The sequence below is a fragment of the Paraburkholderia sp. PREW-6R genome (genome assembly GCF_039621805.1).
Lineage (GTDB): Bacteria > Pseudomonadota > Gammaproteobacteria > Burkholderiales > Burkholderiaceae > Paraburkholderia.
In genome coordinates this window covers 2550372-2567108 of record NZ_CP155073.1, presented here as the reverse complement: position 1 = coordinate 2567108, position 16737 = coordinate 2550372, and the positions used below count along the sequence as shown (strand labels likewise).

Sequence of the window (16737 nt, the reverse complement as noted above, 5' to 3'; positions counted from 1 at the left end):
CAACCGGAAGCGCTTATCAAAAAGCATAATGGAAGACACAGGGAAGACTAAGAGGCAGACCATGAAACTCGACTGCATGACCCGCCGCGCCGCATGGCTGCTGGCCACGCTGACCGTGCTGCTGTCAGGCTGCACGACCTACGTGACGACGCAGGTGACAGCCTTCTCCGACTGGAGCGGCAACGACGCCACCCGAACCTACGCGTTCACCCGCGCGGCCAGCCAGCAGAACAATCTCGAACTCTCCACTTACGAGCGCATCGTGGCGAACGAGCTCGCCGCGCATGCGTTCCGCGAGGTCGAGTCGTCGCAGGCGCATTATCTGGTCGGGCTTGCTTACGGCATCCGTTCCGACATGGTGACGGTGTCCGAGCCGGTCTACTACAACCCCTGGCCGTCGCCTTACTGGGGCTGGGGCCGGCCGTTCGACCCGTGGGGTCCGTGGGGTCCGTTCCCGGCCGGTTACGTGAACCAGAGCTATCCGGTCTTCACGCACCTGCTAGGGGTGCGGATCACCGAGCGCGCCACCGGCAAGGAGGTCTATAACGTGACCGCGCGCAATTCGGGCGGCGAGTCGTCGCTGGTGCGGGCCATGCCGTATCTCGCGCGTAGCGCGCTGGCCGATTTCCCGCTGGGCAATGGCGTCGTGCATACCGTGAAGATTCCGCTCGACAAGGCGGGCGGCGCGCCGAACGAGGTGGCCGCGGCGGGCGCAGCGGTGCCCGCGCCCGCGTCGGATGCGAAGGTGGTGCAATAGTCGCTAGACGCCCACCCCGAAGAGGGCCATCGACCCGAGAATCACGAACATGACCGCGGCGATTCCGTGCACGATTTTCGTCGGCAGCTTATGGGCGAAGCGGTCGCCAAGCAGAATCGCCGGTACGTTCGCGATCATCATGCCGAGCGTCGTGCCGCCCACCACGCCGAAAAAATCGTGAAAGCGAGCGGCGAGCGCGACAGTCGCAATCTGCGTCTTGTCGCCCATCTCGGCGAGGAAAAATGTCACGACGGTCGCGCCGAACACGCCAAAATGCGTGCGGCTGGTGTTGGCTTCCTCGTCGTCGAGCTTGTCAGGCACGAGAATCCACAAGCCCATGCCGATGAACGACGCCGCCAGCGCCCAGCGCATGATGGTCGGCGTGAGCAGCGATCCGAGCCACGCACCGAGCGCGCCGGCGCAGGCGTGGTTCACGAGCGTGGCAGCGAGCACGCCGAGAATGATCGGAAGCGGTTTGCGATAGCGGGCGGCCAGAACGAGCGAGAGCAGTTGCGTTTTGTCGCCGATTTCAGCGAGCGCGACCGCTCCGGTCGAAATGAGAAAAGCGTGATCCACGTTGTGTTGATTCCCCGAGCCGGAATATGACGAGCGACGACCCACGACACGCCGGGCCCTGTTGCGGCGCGTGTGGATCATCGGTCTCGCCAGGCCAGAGGCTGCGGCTGCCATGGCCGTCACGGCCAGGTCTGTTGACAGGCGCCCTCGCGAATCGCAGGTTCGACGCACGCCAGGAAGGCGGTGCGGACGTGCGCACGAGGCGGCTACTCCCCAATGAGGGACGGAGTATAGCAGGGGCCGCTTTGCGCACAATCCCTATGTTCCGGGTTAAGACAGGTAAATGGAAAGCAAACCGAAAGTAATCAACCGATGGAACAGGCCGTCAATAACACAGGGAATCGCGCGTGCCTCCTGGGAAAGACGGCAATGACGGGTAATCACAACACCCGAATTCTCTCGAACTCCGTTGCGGCACCGCGCTGACGGCTGTTGTGCTCTTCGAAATATCGATTACAGATAGATACTTCTTTCAGGGCTGATTTAATTCAGAATATTAAGTATGATTCCGCCGACCATAACGAGGTCGGGGCGATCCACCAGCACAACTGGCACGTTCGCCTAAATAAATGCGGCGAGCCGCCGTTAAATCGCTGAACCCTCTATTACAAGACCGGGTTGCCGTCCGGTTGGAGATTGCCGGACCGCGCGGTGCGTACACGCTTTGACGGCGGTGTCCTCCGTCGCACGCTTCAGTCTCTCCTCGCTTCTACGCGCGAACACCGATATGCCCGATCTGCACTGGACCATTCCGGTCGCTCGCTGGTCTAGCTGGCCTGCTGCCGCATTCGCCGCACCCGACATTGGCTTCATCGAGCCGATCGTGCGACGTCGTCTGAGCACGCTGTCCAAGGTTGCGTTAAAGGTTGCGCACGATTGCGTCGCACAGAACGAGGCGCGCGTCGTGTTTGCGTCGCGCCACGGCGAACTGCGGCGCACCACCGACATTTTGCGCAGCATCAGCGCGGCCGAGCCGGTGTCGCCCACGGCGTTCAGTCTGTCCGTGCTGAATGCGATGACCGGCGTGTTCGGCATGGCGCGGGGCGACCGTTCGGCGGCGAGCGCAATCTCGGCGGGCGCGCAAACGCTCGGTTACGGTCTGCTGGAGGCGCATGCGCAGCACGCGTGCCAGCCGGCCGCGCCCGTGCTGCTGGTCTACGCGGACGAACCGGCCGACCCGGCCTACGGCACAATCGAAGACGAAGTGCAGGGCGGCGCGGTCGCTATTCTGATCGACAGCGTTCATGCCACGGGCGAGCTGGTATGCGCCGTATCGGACGCGCCGGAGCCGCTGCCGCTTACGCGCGACATTGGCGCAACAGCTGCAGCAGCATGCTTCCCGACCCAGAGCCAGGCGCTGCAACATTGCCTCGACACGGGCAAGCCGGCGCAATGGCGCGGCACGCAGGCCGCATGGCAATGGAGCTGGCATGACCGCGCGGCTTGACTATCTGTGGCGCTTCGGCGCAACCGGCATGGCCTTCGTGGTGTTCGGCGTGTGCGGTGTGCTGTTCTCGGGGCTGGTATTTCCGCTCGCGTGGCTGTGGCCGCACCGCGCAACGCGGCAACGTGCGGTAACGAGCGTCATTCACTGGTTTTTTCGCGCTCTCGTCGCGGTGCTCCAACGCATCGGCGTGATGGAAGTGGAAGCGTCGGGCGTCGAGCGGTTGCGCACGGGCGGCCCGGCGATCGTGGTGGCCAATCACCCCACGTATCTCGACGTGATGGTGCTGCTGTCGCTGACGCCGCACGCATGTTGCGTCGTGAAAAATGCGCATTGGAGCAATCCATGTTTCTGGGGCATCGTGCGCGCGGCGCATTACGTGAGCAATGCCGACCCCTCAGAGCTGGTCAAAGCCGGCGCGAATCAGCTTGCCGCCGGCTACACGATGATCATTTTTCCCGAAGGCACGCGTAGCCCCGCGCCGAACCGGCTGCACGCCTTTTCGCGCGGCTTTGCTCACATGGCACTGAAGGTCGGCGCGCCGATCGTTCCGGTGCTGATGGACTGCGATCCGCCCGCATTCACGAAGCAGATGCGCTGGTACGACGTGCCGGCGCGCGCCTTCCGCATGCGCGTGAACGTGCTCGAACCGCTCGATGTCGAGCCGCTCGCGCCGCACGACACGCTACCTGCTCTCGCGGCGCGCAGCGTGACGAGCGCCATTGAAGCCCACATTACCCAGCACCTGTTCGATTATGGATTCTTTAAAACTGGAAATTAAACAGCTTCTGATCGAAGCGCTCGATCTCGAAGACCTGAGCCCGGCCGATATCGACGACGACGCCCCGTTGTTCGATACCGACGGCATCGGTCTCGATTCGATCGATGCGCTCGAAATCGGCATCGTGCTGCGCAAGCAATACCAACTGACCATCGCGGCGAACGACGAGCGCACGCGCGAACATTTCCGCTCGATCAGCACGCTTGCGGCGCTGGTCGCGAGCCAGCGGGAAGCGGCGCACGCCGGAAACGAAACAGGTAACAAGGGGGATTAAATCGTGTCCGAGGCAGAGATCCTTGAGCGCATCCGCGCCATTTTCAAAGACAACTTCGCGATCGACGCAGAGCGCGTCACGCCGCAGGCGAATCTGTTCGAAGACCTCGATCTCGACAGCATCGACGCGGTCGACCTCGCGATCAAGCTGCAGGAGATGACGGGGCGCCGCATCAAGCCGGACGAGTTCAAGTCGGTGCGCACCGTCGGCGACGTGATCAACGCCGTCGAATCCCTGCTGGCCGCCCAAAGCTGATGCCGGCTGTGCGCTCGCCAACGCACATGACGGCGCAGCGCGCCGCCGCGACCTTGCCCGAGGCGCCTGGCAACCGGGTGAAGCCGGTGCTGCAGGTCCTGCTCAAGCTCGCGTACCCCGCGCTGATTCTTTGCGCGTGGCGCTGGGATACGCCGCGCTATATCGGCGGCATGCTGTTCGCGATTCTGTGGCTGCAGCGCTGGGCCGGCAGCGGGCCGGTGGCGACGTCGCTGCGCCGGCTTTCGTCGATCGACTGGGCGGTGGTCGGCTTGCTCAGTGGCGCGTCGGTCGCCATGGTGCTGACCAATAGCGAGTTGCTGCTGCATCTGTATCCGTCGCTCGTGAATCTCGGCTTGCTGATCGCGTTCGGCGCGACGCTCGTGCGCGGACCGTCGATGATCGAAAAATTCGCGCGGCTCGGCAATCCCGATCTGCCGCCGGCCGCGGTCACGCATACGCGGCGCGTGACGCAGATGTGGTGCGGGTTCTTCGTGCTGAACGGCACGTTTTCCGCCTATACCGCACTTTTCTGGAGCCGGCCGGCCTGGTCGCTGTACAACGGCGCGATTGCCTACGGGCTCATCGGCGTATTGCTCGTAGGCGAGGTGATCTGGCGTTATCTGGTGGTGCTGCCGCGTGCTGCGCGCTCGGAGGCCGCGTGATCGCATTGCATGATCTGCTGTCACCCGTTCAGGCCGACCTCGCACTGAGCGCGCCTGTTTGCCGCGACGGCGCCACGCTGCTCGATCGCGCGGCGTTCCGCGCGCGCGTGTCGGCCCTGACAGCGTTCGTGCAAAGGCACTCCGCCCAGCGTTATGCACTGTGTATCGACGACCCGTTCGACTTTGCCTGTGCGCTCTTCGCCGTGTTTGCATGCGGCAAGGAGCCGGTGATTCCATCGAACGCGACACCCGGCTATCTCGCCGATCTTGCCGACGCGTACGACGTCGTGCTGAACGACGCCGGTCTGCCGTCGCGCGTCGACGCCGCTCCGGCGATTCAACCCGGTCACCCGATCGATCCGCGCGCGCCGCTCACGCTCTATACCTCGGGCAGCAGCGGTCGTCCGAAGCCCATCCGCAAAACGCTTGCGCAATTCAATGCCGAAGTCCACACGCTCGAAAAACAGTGGGGCGGATTGATCGGCGACGCCACGGTGCTGGCGAGCGTGCCGCATCATCACATCTACGGTCTGCTGTTTCGCGTGCTGTGGCCGCTCGCGACGGGGCGCGCGTTCGATCGCGCGATCAGCATCGAACCTCTGCATCTGCAGGCGCAGCTTGCGCATGGCGGCCCGGCGGTCGTCGTGTCGACGCCCGCTCAACTGTCGCGCTGGCCGTCCTTGCCGGGCTTTGCCGCGTTGACGCCGCCGCCACGCGCGTTTTTCTCGTCGGGCGGCCCGCTTGCTCCGGACGCCGCGCAGGCCTATGCGGCAGCGTATGGCGCCGCGCCGCTGGAGATATATGGCAGCACGGAAACCGGCGGCATTGCGTGGCGTCGTCAGGATCATGGCGATGCGTGGCAGGCAGTGGCCGGCGTCGATGTCAGGCGCGATGAAGACGGTGCGCTGAACGTGCGCTCGCCGCATCTCGACCATGACGGCTGGCATCGCACCGACGACAGGATCGCCTTCGACGAACAGGGCCGTTTCCGCTTGCAAGGCCGGCTCGACCGCGTGCTGAAACTCGACGGCAAACGCGTGTCGCTCCCGGAACTGGAAGCACGCCTCGCGCTGCATCCGTATGTCGCGCAGGCCGCGATCGTGCCGCTTGCGGGCGTGTCGCGCGAACGTATCGGCGCGCTGGTAGCGCTAAGCGAAGCGGGCGGCGAGGCGCTGCGCGACGAGGGCCGCGTGCTGCTCGCAAAAACGCTGCGCCGTCATCTCGCCGATTATTTCGATGTCGTCGTGCTGCCGCGTCGCTGGCGCTTTCGCGCCGCGTTGCCCTTCGACGCGCGCGGCAAACTGCCGGTGTCGGCGGTGGCGGCGGCCTTCGAGCCGCGCGTGGAAGGCGTCGAAGTGCTTGCCGAAGCACGCAGCGGCGACACCCTCTACTGCGAGCTGCGCGTGCCGCCGTCGCTCGCGCATTTCGCCGGCCATTTTCCGGGACTGCCGATTCTGCCCGGCGTGGTGCAGGTCGACTGGGCGGTGCGGCTTGCCGCCGAACATGTGCCGGGGGTGCGCGCGGTGAGCTCGATCGATCGGCTCAAGTTCATGGCGCCGGTGTCGCCCGGCGCGGTGCTCGATCTCACGCTCGCTCACGACGCCGCGCGCCGTCGCGTGCAGTTCGCGTATCGTGCCAATGGCCACGAATGCGCGTCCGGCGTGATCACCTACCGGGAGCCCGCGTGATGCGCTTCGCACCTTGCATTGTCATTCCGATCTATAACCATCGGGACGCGATTGGCGCGACCGTCGCGCATCTTGCCGTGCACGGCCTGCCCATTTTCGTGATCGACGACGGCAGCGACGACGCGACCCAACAGGTGCTCGCCGCGCTCGCGCGGCAATACGGCGAGCAGCTCACGTTACGGCGTTTGCCCGTCAATGGCGGCAAGGGCGCGGCGGTCATGGCGGGACTGCGTGCGGTGCGCGATGCCGGCTATACGCACGCGTTGCAGATCGACGCCGACGGCCAGCACGACGCTACCGACGTGCCGCGCTTCGTCGCGGCGGCGCGAGCCGAACCGGGCGCGGTCATTCTGGGCCGCCCGGTGTACGACGAGAGCGTGCCGAAAGCGCGCCTGTATGGCCGTTATCTGACGCATGTGTGGGTGTGGATCGAAACGCTGTCGCTGACCATTCGCGATTCGATGTGCGGTTTCCGCCTCTATCCGCTCGCGCTCGCCTGCGAGCTGATCGACAGCGTACGGTTGCCGACCCGCATGGACTTCGATATCGAAATTCTGGTGCGGCTTTACTGGCGGCGCGCGGCGTTCCGCTCGATTCCCACGCGCGTGACTTACGCGGCGGACGGCGTATCGCACTTCGACGTGCTATGGGACAACGTGCGCATCAGCCGCAGTCATACGCGGCTCGTGTGCGGCATGCTGTGCCGTCTGCCGATGCTGCTCGCGCACAAGCTGATGCCGCGCCGTGGCGCGCTCAGCGAGCGCGCTGAACCGGACAATGCGCGGTCGCAGGATTGGTGGCGCATCGCCGAACGCGGCAGCCACCTCGGCATGTCGTTGCTCGCGTTGAGCTGCAAGCTGTTCGGGCGGCGCTTCACGGCGCTGTGGCTGCATCCGGTCGTCGCGTATTTTCTGCTGACGGGCCGCGCTGCGCGCGAGGCGTCGGGCAACTATTTCAGACATCTTGGTGAGACCGCGCCGCGCGCCGGTACGCGTTACCCCGATACGCCGCGTCCGGGTTGGCTCTCGGCGTATCGCCACATGCTGGCCTTTGCGCAGTCGGGCTTCGACAAGCTCGCCGCCTGGTCCGGCCGCGTGAATAACGCCGACATCCATTTCGACGACCCATCGGCATTCGAGGCATTGGTGGCGAGCGGCAAGGGTGCGCTCGTGATCGGCGCGCATCTCGGCAATCTGGAAATGACCCGCGCGCTCGCCACGCGAGGTGCTTACGCGAAGGTCACGGCCGTCGTCTATACCCAGCACGCGCGCCGGTTCAATAGCGTGCTCGCGTCGGCGAATAGCGAGTTCGCACGGCATCTGCTCGAAGTGAGCGACTTCGGTCCCGAGACCGCGATGATGATGCAGGAGCGCGTCGATGCCGGCGAGCTGCTCGTGATCGTCGGCGACCGGGTGCCCGCGCATGAAGCGGGGCGCACGACCCAGGCGCAATTCCTCGGCTCGAGCGCGCCATTCGCGCAAGGTCCGTACGTGCTGGCGCACGCGCTGGGCTGCCCCGTCTATCTTTTCTTCTGCCTGAAGGAGCGCGACGGCTACCGTCTGTATTTCGAGCCGTTCGCCGAGCGCATCCAGTTGCCGCGCCGCGAGCGGGCGCAGCATCTGTCTGCGTGGGCGCAGCGTTACGCGGTGCGGCTCGAACACTATTGCCGCAAGGCTCCGTACCAATGGTTCAATTTCTTCGATTTCTGGGCCAGCCCCAGACGAGGTGCCAATGGCCGAACATGACCTGAGCGACGCGCGCGATGGCCTGCGCGCGCTCACCGCGCGTATCGCCGCAGGCGATCCGATGCGCGACTAACGTGGAGGACTGTCGGCATGACCGGTGCACGAAAACTGCTGAGCGCGAGCGCCGAGGTCGAGGTGCCGTTCCACGACGTCGACGCGATGAACATATGCTGGCACGGGCACTACCTGAAGTACTTCGAAATCGGCCGCGCGGCGCTGCTGCGCGCGTTCGATTACGACTACCGTGAGATGCAGGCGTCGGGCTATCTGTGGCCGATCGTCGAGGCGCACCTGAAATACGTGCGTCCGGCCACTTACGGTCAGAAAATCGAGATCCGCACGCAACTGCTCGAACATGAAAACCGCCTGAAAATAGGCTACGAAATCGCAGACTGCGCCACCGGCACGCGTCTGACCAAGGGCTATACGATCCAGGTCGCGGTGGACGCCGCCACGCAGGAATTGCAGTTCGTTTCGCCGCCGGTCGTATTCGACAAGCTGGAGCGTGTATGGGGACAATGAAATGGCGCGGGGTGCTTTCCGCCACCGTGCTTGCGCTCGGCCTCGTGCTGCCACCGGCTTTGACGGCCGCAGCCACGGGTACGTCCGCGCAATCCGCGTCGGCTTCCGGCAATGCGGCGCTGGTCTCGCAGATCGCCGCGCATCTCGCACAAGCCAGGGGCGTGCGCGCGCAATTCACGCAGACGCAAACGCTCGCCGCCATGAAGCAGCCGCTCGTCAGCACGGGCTCACTGCTGTTCTTCCGTGAGCGCGGCGTGATCTGGCAAGTCGATACGCCGTATAAGGCGACCTATGTCATCACCGATGCGGGCGTCGCCGAAGTCGACGCCAATGGCCAACGCGTGAGCACACATCGTGCGCAGGGCGCACGCGGCGTCGCGCAAGTCTCGAAGATGATGCGCGCGATGCTCGGCGGCGATCTGTCCGCGCTGTACTCACAGTTCGACGTGCAAGCCGAAGGCAGCGCCGCCCACTGGCGCCTGCAACTGACGCCGAACCAGCCGCAGATCGCGCAATCCATCAAAGGCTTGCAGATGAGCGGCGGCGACGCGCTGCAAAGCTTGCGCATCTCGCTTGCGAACGGCGATGTCACGCAACTCGACTTCGCGAACAGCACGCCGGTCAACGATCCGACGCCCGCGGAGCGCGGCATGCTTGGAGCCCCGTGATGTACGTGGCGCAACAGCGGTCCGTGACGTACGCGTGGGGCATGCGCGCCGCGTGGCTCCTGCTCGCGCTCGTGGCGGCGTCGTACTGCGCGTGGCGTTTCATGGGACCGTCGCCGCTGCAGACCAATCTGCTTGCACTGCTGCCCGCCACGGAAGCCGACCCGGTCGCCGAACAAGCGGTGAATCGTCTGGCGAGCGCGTTGGGCGATCGCACGGTGTTTCTCGTCACGAGCCATCACGACGCGCACGCGAAAGCCGCGGCAAAGCAGCTCGGTGCGTCGTTGCAAAAGAGCGGGGCGTTCGGCTCCGTGACGGCCGAGTTGCCGCCGTTCGACCTGTCGCAGATCGCCGCGTCGTACATGCCGTACCGCTTCGGCTTGCTCACACCTGCGGATCGGATCGCGCTGGTGAGCGGCACGTCCGGCACGGCCGGCACGGCGCTGCATGATGCGCTCGCACAGCGGATTTACAGTCCGCTGCACGGTGCGCTGAGCACGTCGCTCGCCGACGATCCGTTTGGCTGGCTCGAACACTGGCTCGGCAATCTGCCGCTCGCCACGTCGAATCTCGAACTCGAGGACAACATGCTGGTGTCGCACCGTGGCAGCGCGACGAGCGTGCTGGTCGTCGCGACGCTGCCAGGGTCAGCCTACGAATCGAAGACACAGCACGCGGTGCTCGCGGCGCTTGCCGAGGGTGAGCGCGCGTTGAAGCGGGATTTTCCGGACGTGTCGGTCGCAAGAACCGGCGCTGTTTTTTACGCCGAATCGGCGCGCAGTGCGTCCGAACGCGAAGTGCATCTGATCGGCGTCGCGTCGCTGTGCGGCATTGCATTGCTGATGATGTGGGTGTTCCGCTCGCCGCGTCTGCTGCTGCTTGGATTCGTGTCGACCGCGCTCGGTATTGTGTGCGCGCTCGCGGTCACGCTGCGGGTGTTCGGCCAGCTGCATTTGCTCACACTCGTGTTCGGCGCCAGCCTGATCGGCGAAGCGGTCGATTATTCGATTCAATACTTCGTCGTGTATCTCGGCGCAGACGAGGACTGGGATGCGCAACGCGGCGCGCGCGCGGTGCGTCCCGCGCTGACGGTCGCGCTGGCGACCAGTCTGCTCGGTTACGCGATTCTCACTTGGGTGCCGTTTCCCGCGCTCAAACAGATCGCGTGTTTCGCGATGGCGGGCATCGTCACGGCGTTTGCGTCGGTCGTGTGGCTGCTGCCCGCGTTGCTCACGCGCGCGCCCATGCGCACACCACGACGCCTGTTCACCGGTGCAGCGCGCGTGCTGGCCGTGTGGCGTCGAACGATCGGCGGCAAACGGGCGTGGATCGTTGCCGCGTTGCTGTTGATCGCGGCGGTGCCAGGCTGGCTGCGTCTGACGAGCGACGACGACATTCATCTGCTGATCCAGCGCGATCCCGCTCTGGTTGCGCAGGAGGACAAGGTGCGCGATGCGGTCGGCGTGGATAACAGCGCGCAGTTTTTCGTGGTGCGCGGCGAGACGGCGGAGCAGGTGCTGCAACGCGCCGAAACGCTGGATCAGAAACTGGACGCGCTGAACGACACCGCCGCCAAAGTGGGGAGTTACCGGTCGATCGCGCAATTCGTACCGTCGGCGAAACGGCAACGCGAAGACCGCGCGCTGCTCGCCGGGCATGTGTTCAACGATCCCGCCGCGGTGCGCGCCACGTTGTTGCAGGCCGGTTTCAAGGATGAAGTCGCCGACGCGTGGCTCGCGGCCTTTGCCAAACCGCAGGCAACGCTCACTGTCGACACGTGGCTTGCCGCGCCGTGGTCGCAGCCCTACCGGCACCTGTGGCTCGGCGATGTGAAAGCAGACGCCGCCGACAGCCACGCGTACGCAACCGTCGTGATTCCTCAAGGCGTGACCCCGCAAAACGAACCCGCGCTGATGGCTGCCGCGAAGGACGTGCCGGGCGCGATTTTCGTCGATAAGGCGGCGAGCGTGTCGAAACTGTTCGGCGCCTATCGTGTCGACAGCGGCTGGTGGCTCGGCGGCGCATTGGCGTCGGTGCTGCTGCTGCTGATGGTCCGATACGGCGCGAAGCGGGCCAGTCTGCAGGAAAAGGTGCGCGGCGGCGTGGCGACGACGCTGCCGGTGCTGCTCGCCGTCGGCGTCACGCTTGCGGTGTTCGGCTACGCACGCGTGCCGCTCAATCTGTTCAACTGGCTCGCGCTCATGCTCGTACTGGGCGTGGGCGCAAACTATGCCGTTTTCCTGCGCGAAGGCTCTGCACGCGCGGACGCGGATCTCGGCGCGGTGTGGACCGGCGTGCTGCTGTCGGCGGCCACTACGCTGCTGTCGTTCGGCATGCTCGCCATGAGCGCGATGCCCGCGTTAAAGAGCTTCGGCGCGACGCTCGCACTCGGCATTGCGGTGTCGGTGCTGCTCGCGCCGATCGGCATGCCTTCGGAATCAAGGAGGGTGGCATGAAGTCGCCATCGGTTTTTTTGCACGCGCTCGGCATGATCAATGCGATGGGCGGCGACCTCGATGCGATCGTGCCCGCGCTCGCCGACGCGCACTCGCCTGGCATGAGAACCACACGGACCGGCATCGGTGAGGCGTTCGTCGGCAGCGTGCTCACGCCGCTCGATCTGGCGCCGGCCGCTGAACTGTCGCGCTACGATTGCCGCAACAACCGGCTGCTGCTGGCCGCATTGAAACAGATCGCGCCGGACATCGAAGCGGCACGCGCGCGTTACGGCGCGCATCGCATTGGCATCGTGCTGGGCACGAGCACATCGGGCATCGAAGCGGCCGAGGCCGCGTTCGTCTATCAGGCGCAGGCCGGCAGTCTGCCGGCGAATTTCAATTATCGGCAGATGGAAATCGGCACCGCCGCGCCGTTCGCCGCCGCCGCGCTCGGCGTGCACGGCCCGGCGTACACGCTTTCAACCGCGTGCACGTCGAGCGCGAAGGCGTTTGCGTCCGCGCGACGTCTGCTGCAATTGCAACTGTGCGACGCCGTGGTGGTGGGCGGCGTCGATTCGCTGTGCGAGTTGACCATGCAGGGATTTGCGTCGCTCGAATCGACCAGCGCCGTGCGCAGCAATCCAATGAGCCGAAACCGCTGCGGCATCAATGTCGGCGAAGGTGCGGCCGTGTTCCTGATGAGTCGCGACGAAGCGGCGGTGCGGCTGGCGGGCGTCGGTGAATCGAGCGACGCGCATCATATTTCTTCGCCCGATCCGCAGGGTGTCGGCGGTGAACTGGCGTTGCGCGCCGCACTCGCCGACGCGGGCGTCGAGCCGTCTGCGATCGGCTATGTGAATCTGCATGCCACCGCTACGCGCAAGAACGACGAAATGGAAGCCGGTCTGATGGCGCGCGTGTTCCCGAACGGCGTGCCGACGAGCGGCACCAAACCGCTGACGGGTCACCAGCTCGGTGCCGCGGGCGCGACCGAACTCGGCTTTGCATGGCTGACGCTCGCGCGCGACGGCGTGCCGTTGCCGCGCCATGTGTGGGACGGCGAGGCCGATCCCGCGCTGCCGCCGCTCGATCTCGTGGAAGGCGCGCGGTTCCTGGCGCGCCACGCAGGTGTGGGCACGGGTTCACGGCATGTGATGAGCAACTCGTTCGCATTCGGCGGCAGTAACGTCAGTCTCGTGCTGGCCGGGTGATGCGCGCATGAGCCCGACTCCAACCATCGAGCAACTGATTGCGCAGCCGATCGAAGCGATCATTCCGCATCGCGGCACCATGCTGCTGATCGACGCAGTGACTTCGTTCGGCGCAGAAGCGCTGACCGCCAGCGCAACCGTGCAAGCTGACGCGTGGTATGCCGACGCTGACGGCGCGATGCCCGCGTGGATCGGCATCGAACTGATGGCGCAGGCGATTGCCGCGCATGTTGCGCTGCTGGCCATGCGGGGCGGCGGCTGTGCGCGGCCCGGCGTGCTGCTCGGCTCGCGCAGCTACAAGGCGTTGCAACCCGCGCTCGCAAGCGGCGGCGCGCCGCTGCTGATTCGCGCGACGGAGCTGCTGCGCAGCGAGGCGGGCCACGGCGCGTACGAATGCACGATCCATCGCGAAGACGTGTGCTGCGCGCAAGCCGTCATCAAGGTTTTTCAACCACCCGATTTTCAGTCATTCATCGAAGGGAGCTTCAGTTCATGAGCCGGCGTGTTCTCGTGACGGGCGCAAGCCGCGGCATTGGCCGGGCAATTGCGTACAAATTGGCCGCCGACGGTTTTGCCGTCTCGGTGCATTGCCGCAGCGGACGCAGTGAAGCCGACGCGGTGGCGACCGGCATCGCCGCGCAAGGCGGCATGGCGCGCGTGCTGCAATTCGATGTGCGCGAGCGCGCCACATGCCGCGACGTGCTCGAAGCCGACGTCGCCGCGAACGGCCCTTACTACGGGATCGTTTGCAGTGCAGGCGTGACGCGCGACGCCGCATTTCCCGCGCTCACCGAAGAAGACTGGGACATCGTGATCGAAACCGGTCTCGACTCGTTCTACAACGTCGTCCATCCGCTGACCATGCCGATGGTGCGCGCACGCAAGGGCGGCCGCATCGTCACGATCGCGTCCGTCTCGGGCGTGATGGGCAATCGCGGCCAGGTCAACTACAGTGCGGCGAAGGCCGGCCTGATCGGCGCAACCAAGGCGCTCGCCGTGGAACTGGCGACGCGCAACATCACCGTCAACTGCGTGGCGCCGGGTCTGATCGAAACCGGCATGCTCGAGGACGTGCCGCTCGAGCACGTGTTGAAGACGGTGCCGATGAACCGCGTCGGCCAGCCTGCCGAGGTGGCGTCCGTGGTGAGCTTCCTGATGTCGGATGCGGCCTCGTACGTCACGCGTCAGGTGATCGGCGTCAATGGCGGGATGGTCTGATGAAGCGCGTCGTCATAACCGGGATGGGCGGCGTGACCGCGCTCGGCGATAGCTGGGATGCGATCGAAACGCGTCTGAGAAGCGGTGTGAACGCCGTGCGGCGCATGCCCGAATGGGACTACTTCGAAGCGCTGCACACGCGGCTTGCGTGTCCGTTGCCGGACTTCACGCTGCCTGCGCACTATCCGCGCAAGAAGACCCGTTCGATGGGGCCCGTCTCCATGTATTCGGTGCGCGCGAGCGAACTTGCGCTCGCCGACGCCGGCCTCGCCGATAACGAGCTGATCAGCGACGGCCGCATGGGCGTCGCCTACGGTTCGTCGTCGGGCTCGGTCGAGCCAATCCGCGCATTCGGCACGATGCTGCAGACCGGCTCGATGAGCGACGTGACGTCCAACAGCTACGTGCAGATGATGCCGCACACGGCGGCCGTCAACGTGAGTCTTTTCTGGGACCTGAAAGGGCGGATCATTCCGACGTCGTGCGCGTGCGCATCGGGCAGTCAGGCGATCGGCTACGCATACGAGGCGATCCAGAGCGGCAAGCAGGCGCTGATGCTCGCGGGCGGCGCTGAAGAACTGTCGGGCCCGGCGGTGGCCGTGTTCGACACGCTCTACGCAACCAGCACGCGCAACGAGCAGCCGCATCTCACGCCGCGTCCGTTCGATGTGGCGCGCGACGGCCTCGTGGTCGGCGAAGGCGCGGCCACGCTGGTACTCGAAGAATACGAACACGCGCGGGCGCGCGGCGCGACAATCCACGCGGAGATCGTCGGTTTCGGCTGCAATTCGGATGGCTCGCACATGACGCAACCGACCGCCGACACGATGGCGCGCGCCATGCAGTTCGCGCTTGCCGACGCCGGGCTGCCGCCGTCGGCGATCGACTATGTGAACGCGCACGGCACGTCCACGGATCGCGGCGACATTGCCGAAAGCCATGCGACCGCGCAGACATTCGGCGCGCGTATGCCGATCAGTTCGCTCAAGAGCTATGTCGGCCACACGCTCGGCGCGTGCGGCGCGCTCGAAGCGTGGTGGACCATCGAGATGATGAAGCGCAACTGGTATGCGCCGACCCTGAACCTCGAGAACGTCGACCCGGCTTGCGCGCCGCTCGACTATATCGTCGGCAGCGGGCGCGAGATCGATGCCGAACATGTGATGAGCAATAACTTCGCGTTCGGCGGCATCAACACGTCGCTGATTTTCAGGCGCGTTCGATGAGCGCGGCGTTGCAACGCGTGGTCGTGACGGGCATGGGCATCGTGTCGTGTATCGGCAATACGCTCGACGACGTGGCCGCCGCGTTGCGCGCGGGCGACTCGCGAATCGAGCGGGTCGACGCGTGGCGCGAACGCGGTTTTGCGTCGCAGGTGGCGGGCGTCGCCTCCGTTGCGCACGAGCCGCCGTTCGAGCGCAAGCTGGAGCGCTTCATGGGCGACACTGCGCGCTTCGCGTGCCATGCCGCCCGCAAGGCGATCGATGACGCCGCGCTCGACGTCGCGGCACTGCGCTCGCCGCGCGCGGGCGTGGTGATTGGCTCGGGCGTCGGCGCCCTCGCGACTTACGACGCGGCGATGACGATCGCGACCTTGCGCGGCGTCGAAAAAGTCCCGCCGTACACGGTGCCGCATGCGATGAGCAGCACGGCGTCGGCGAATGTCGCGCAGGTGTTCGGGATCGAAGGCGTCAGCTATTCGCCGTCGTCGGCGTGCACGACTTCGGCGCTCGCACTCGGCCAGGCGATGCAACTGATCCAGACCGGCCGTCAGGACATCGTGCTGGCCGGCGGCAGCGAAGCGCTGCACGACAACATGACGCTGATGTTCGACGCAATGGGTGCGCTGTCCCGGCGCTTCAACGACACGCCGTCTACCGCGTCGCGGCCCTACGACACCGAGCGCGACGGTTTCGTGATCGCGTCGGGCGCGGGTGTGCTGGTGCTCGAATCGCTCGACCACGCGTTGGCGCGCGGCGCGCGAATTTATGCCGAACTGACCGGTTTCGGCGACGCCACCGACAACGCAGGCATGGTGGCACCGCGCGCCGCCGGGATCGCGCGGGCCATGCGGCGCGCAGTCGAGGAGGCGGGCAAGTGTCCCGATTATGTGAATACGCACGCGCCATCCACGCCGGCCGGCGATATCGAGGAGGTGCGCGCATTGCGCGACGTCTTCGGCGCTTCGTCCGACGGGGACGTGCCGCCGTTCTCGTCGACCAAAGGCATGACCGGGCACTCGCTTGGCGCATCCGGCGCGCACGAGGCGATCTACACGCTATTGATGATGCGCGATGGTTTCATCGCGGGAACGGCGAGCGGGGCGAGCGAGCTTCGTGAAGCGTCGCTGGAGCCCGAACTGGACGGTCTGCCGATCGTGCGAACGACCTGCGACGCGCATCTGCGCACGGCGATGTCGGTCTCGTTCGGCTTTGGCGGCAGTTGCGCGAGCCTGATGTTCGAAGCGTGGCAGGGCCGCTGAAAGAGCGGTGAATCGAAAA

At 65.7% G+C, this 16737-nt stretch carries 17 protein-coding genes and 1 riboswitch; of the genes, 16 read left to right on the top strand and 1 reads right to left on the bottom strand.

Features of this window, described 5'->3' with window-relative positions:
* Positions 1-61: 61 nt before the first annotated feature.
* Positions 62-757 (top strand): DUF4136 domain-containing protein, encoded by a 696-nt coding sequence (locus AAGS40_RS11155; protein ID WP_345811315.1) that lies wholly within the window; start codon positions 62-64, stop codon positions 755-757.
* A gap of 3 nt (positions 758-760) precedes the next feature.
* Here AAGS40_RS11155 and AAGS40_RS11150 read toward each other — a convergent pair whose 3' ends face one another.
* Positions 761-1333: a TMEM165/GDT1 family protein gene (locus tag AAGS40_RS11150; protein WP_345811314.1), complete on the bottom strand. Its 573-nt coding sequence runs from the start codon at positions 1331-1333 to the stop codon at positions 761-763.
* Between the two features lie 17 nt (positions 1334-1350).
* A riboswitch (yybP-ykoY riboswitch) is annotated at positions 1351-1560 on the bottom strand.
* Between the two features lie 500 nt (positions 1561-2060).
* On the opposite strand from AAGS40_RS11150, the gene AAGS40_RS11145 reads away from it, so the two are divergent.
* The 15 genes from AAGS40_RS11145 (at position 2061) to AAGS40_RS11075 (ending at position 16718) form a co-directional block, all read left to right on the top strand.
* Positions 2061-2780, top strand: a complete 720-nt coding sequence (locus tag AAGS40_RS11145; protein ID WP_345811313.1) for a beta-ketoacyl synthase chain length factor — start codon at positions 2061-2063, stop codon at positions 2778-2780.
* Positions 2764-3558 carry a lysophospholipid acyltransferase family protein gene (locus AAGS40_RS11140; RefSeq protein WP_345811312.1) on the top strand — a complete coding sequence of 265 codons (795 nt, stop codon included), beginning with the start codon at positions 2764-2766 and terminating at the stop codon, positions 3556-3558. Before AAGS40_RS11145 ends, AAGS40_RS11140 begins: the two co-directional genes overlap by 17 nt.
* Complete coding sequence (locus tag AAGS40_RS11135; RefSeq protein WP_345811311.1) at positions 3533-3832, top strand: phosphopantetheine-binding protein; 300 nt, start codon at positions 3533-3535, stop codon at positions 3830-3832. Before AAGS40_RS11140 ends, AAGS40_RS11135 begins: the two co-directional genes overlap by 26 nt.
* 3 nt (positions 3833-3835) lie before the next feature.
* Entirely contained in the window at positions 3836-4087 is a 252-nt protein-coding gene (locus AAGS40_RS11130; RefSeq protein ID WP_345811310.1) for an acyl carrier protein, read from the top strand.
* Positions 4087-4749 carry a hypothetical protein gene (locus AAGS40_RS11125; protein WP_345811308.1) on the top strand — a complete coding sequence of 221 codons (663 nt, stop codon included), beginning with the start codon at positions 4087-4089 and terminating at the stop codon, positions 4747-4749. The genes AAGS40_RS11130 and AAGS40_RS11125 overlap by 1 nt, the downstream gene beginning before the upstream one ends.
* Positions 4746-6437 (top strand): AMP-binding protein, encoded by a 1692-nt coding sequence (locus AAGS40_RS11120; RefSeq protein WP_345811307.1) that lies wholly within the window; start codon positions 4746-4748, stop codon positions 6435-6437. The genes AAGS40_RS11125 and AAGS40_RS11120 overlap by 4 nt, the downstream gene beginning before the upstream one ends.
* The gene (locus tag AAGS40_RS11115; protein WP_345811306.1) at positions 6437-8182 is read left to right on the top strand and encodes a glycosyltransferase; all 1746 of its coding nucleotides are present in this window, start codon (positions 6437-6439) and stop codon (positions 8180-8182) included. The genes AAGS40_RS11120 and AAGS40_RS11115 overlap by 1 nt, the downstream gene beginning before the upstream one ends.
* Positions 8183-8272: 90 nt before the next feature.
* The gene (locus tag AAGS40_RS11110) at positions 8273-8704 is read left to right on the top strand and encodes a thioesterase family protein (RefSeq protein ID WP_345811305.1); all 432 of its coding nucleotides are present in this window, start codon (positions 8273-8275) and stop codon (positions 8702-8704) included.
* Positions 8692-9372 (top strand): outer membrane lipoprotein carrier protein LolA, encoded by a 681-nt coding sequence (locus tag AAGS40_RS11105; protein WP_345811303.1) that lies wholly within the window; start codon positions 8692-8694, stop codon positions 9370-9372. The genes AAGS40_RS11110 and AAGS40_RS11105 overlap by 13 nt, the downstream gene beginning before the upstream one ends.
* Positions 9372-11825, top strand: coding sequence for an MMPL family transporter (locus tag AAGS40_RS11100; RefSeq protein WP_345811302.1), 2454 nt, complete (start codon positions 9372-9374; stop codon positions 11823-11825). Before AAGS40_RS11105 ends, AAGS40_RS11100 begins: the two co-directional genes overlap by 1 nt.
* The gene (locus tag AAGS40_RS11095; RefSeq protein ID WP_345811301.1) at positions 11822-13018 is read left to right on the top strand and encodes a beta-ketoacyl-[acyl-carrier-protein] synthase family protein; all 1197 of its coding nucleotides are present in this window, start codon (positions 11822-11824) and stop codon (positions 13016-13018) included. Before AAGS40_RS11100 ends, AAGS40_RS11095 begins: the two co-directional genes overlap by 4 nt.
* A gap of 7 nt (positions 13019-13025) precedes the next feature.
* Positions 13026-13514: a hotdog family protein gene (locus tag AAGS40_RS11090; RefSeq protein ID WP_345811300.1), complete on the top strand. Its 489-nt coding sequence runs from the start codon at positions 13026-13028 to the stop codon at positions 13512-13514.
* Positions 13511-14236: a 3-ketoacyl-ACP reductase FabG2 gene (locus AAGS40_RS11085; protein WP_345811299.1), complete on the top strand. Its 726-nt coding sequence runs from the start codon at positions 13511-13513 to the stop codon at positions 14234-14236. The genes AAGS40_RS11090 and AAGS40_RS11085 overlap by 4 nt, the downstream gene beginning before the upstream one ends.
* Positions 14236-15462 (top strand): beta-ketoacyl-ACP synthase, encoded by a 1227-nt coding sequence (locus AAGS40_RS11080; RefSeq protein ID WP_345811298.1) that lies wholly within the window; start codon positions 14236-14238, stop codon positions 15460-15462. Before AAGS40_RS11085 ends, AAGS40_RS11080 begins: the two co-directional genes overlap by 1 nt.
* Positions 15459-16718 (top strand): beta-ketoacyl synthase N-terminal-like domain-containing protein, encoded by a 1260-nt coding sequence (locus tag AAGS40_RS11075; protein WP_345811297.1) that lies wholly within the window; start codon positions 15459-15461, stop codon positions 16716-16718. The genes AAGS40_RS11080 and AAGS40_RS11075 overlap by 4 nt, the downstream gene beginning before the upstream one ends.
* Positions 16719-16737: the final 19 nt, after the last annotated feature.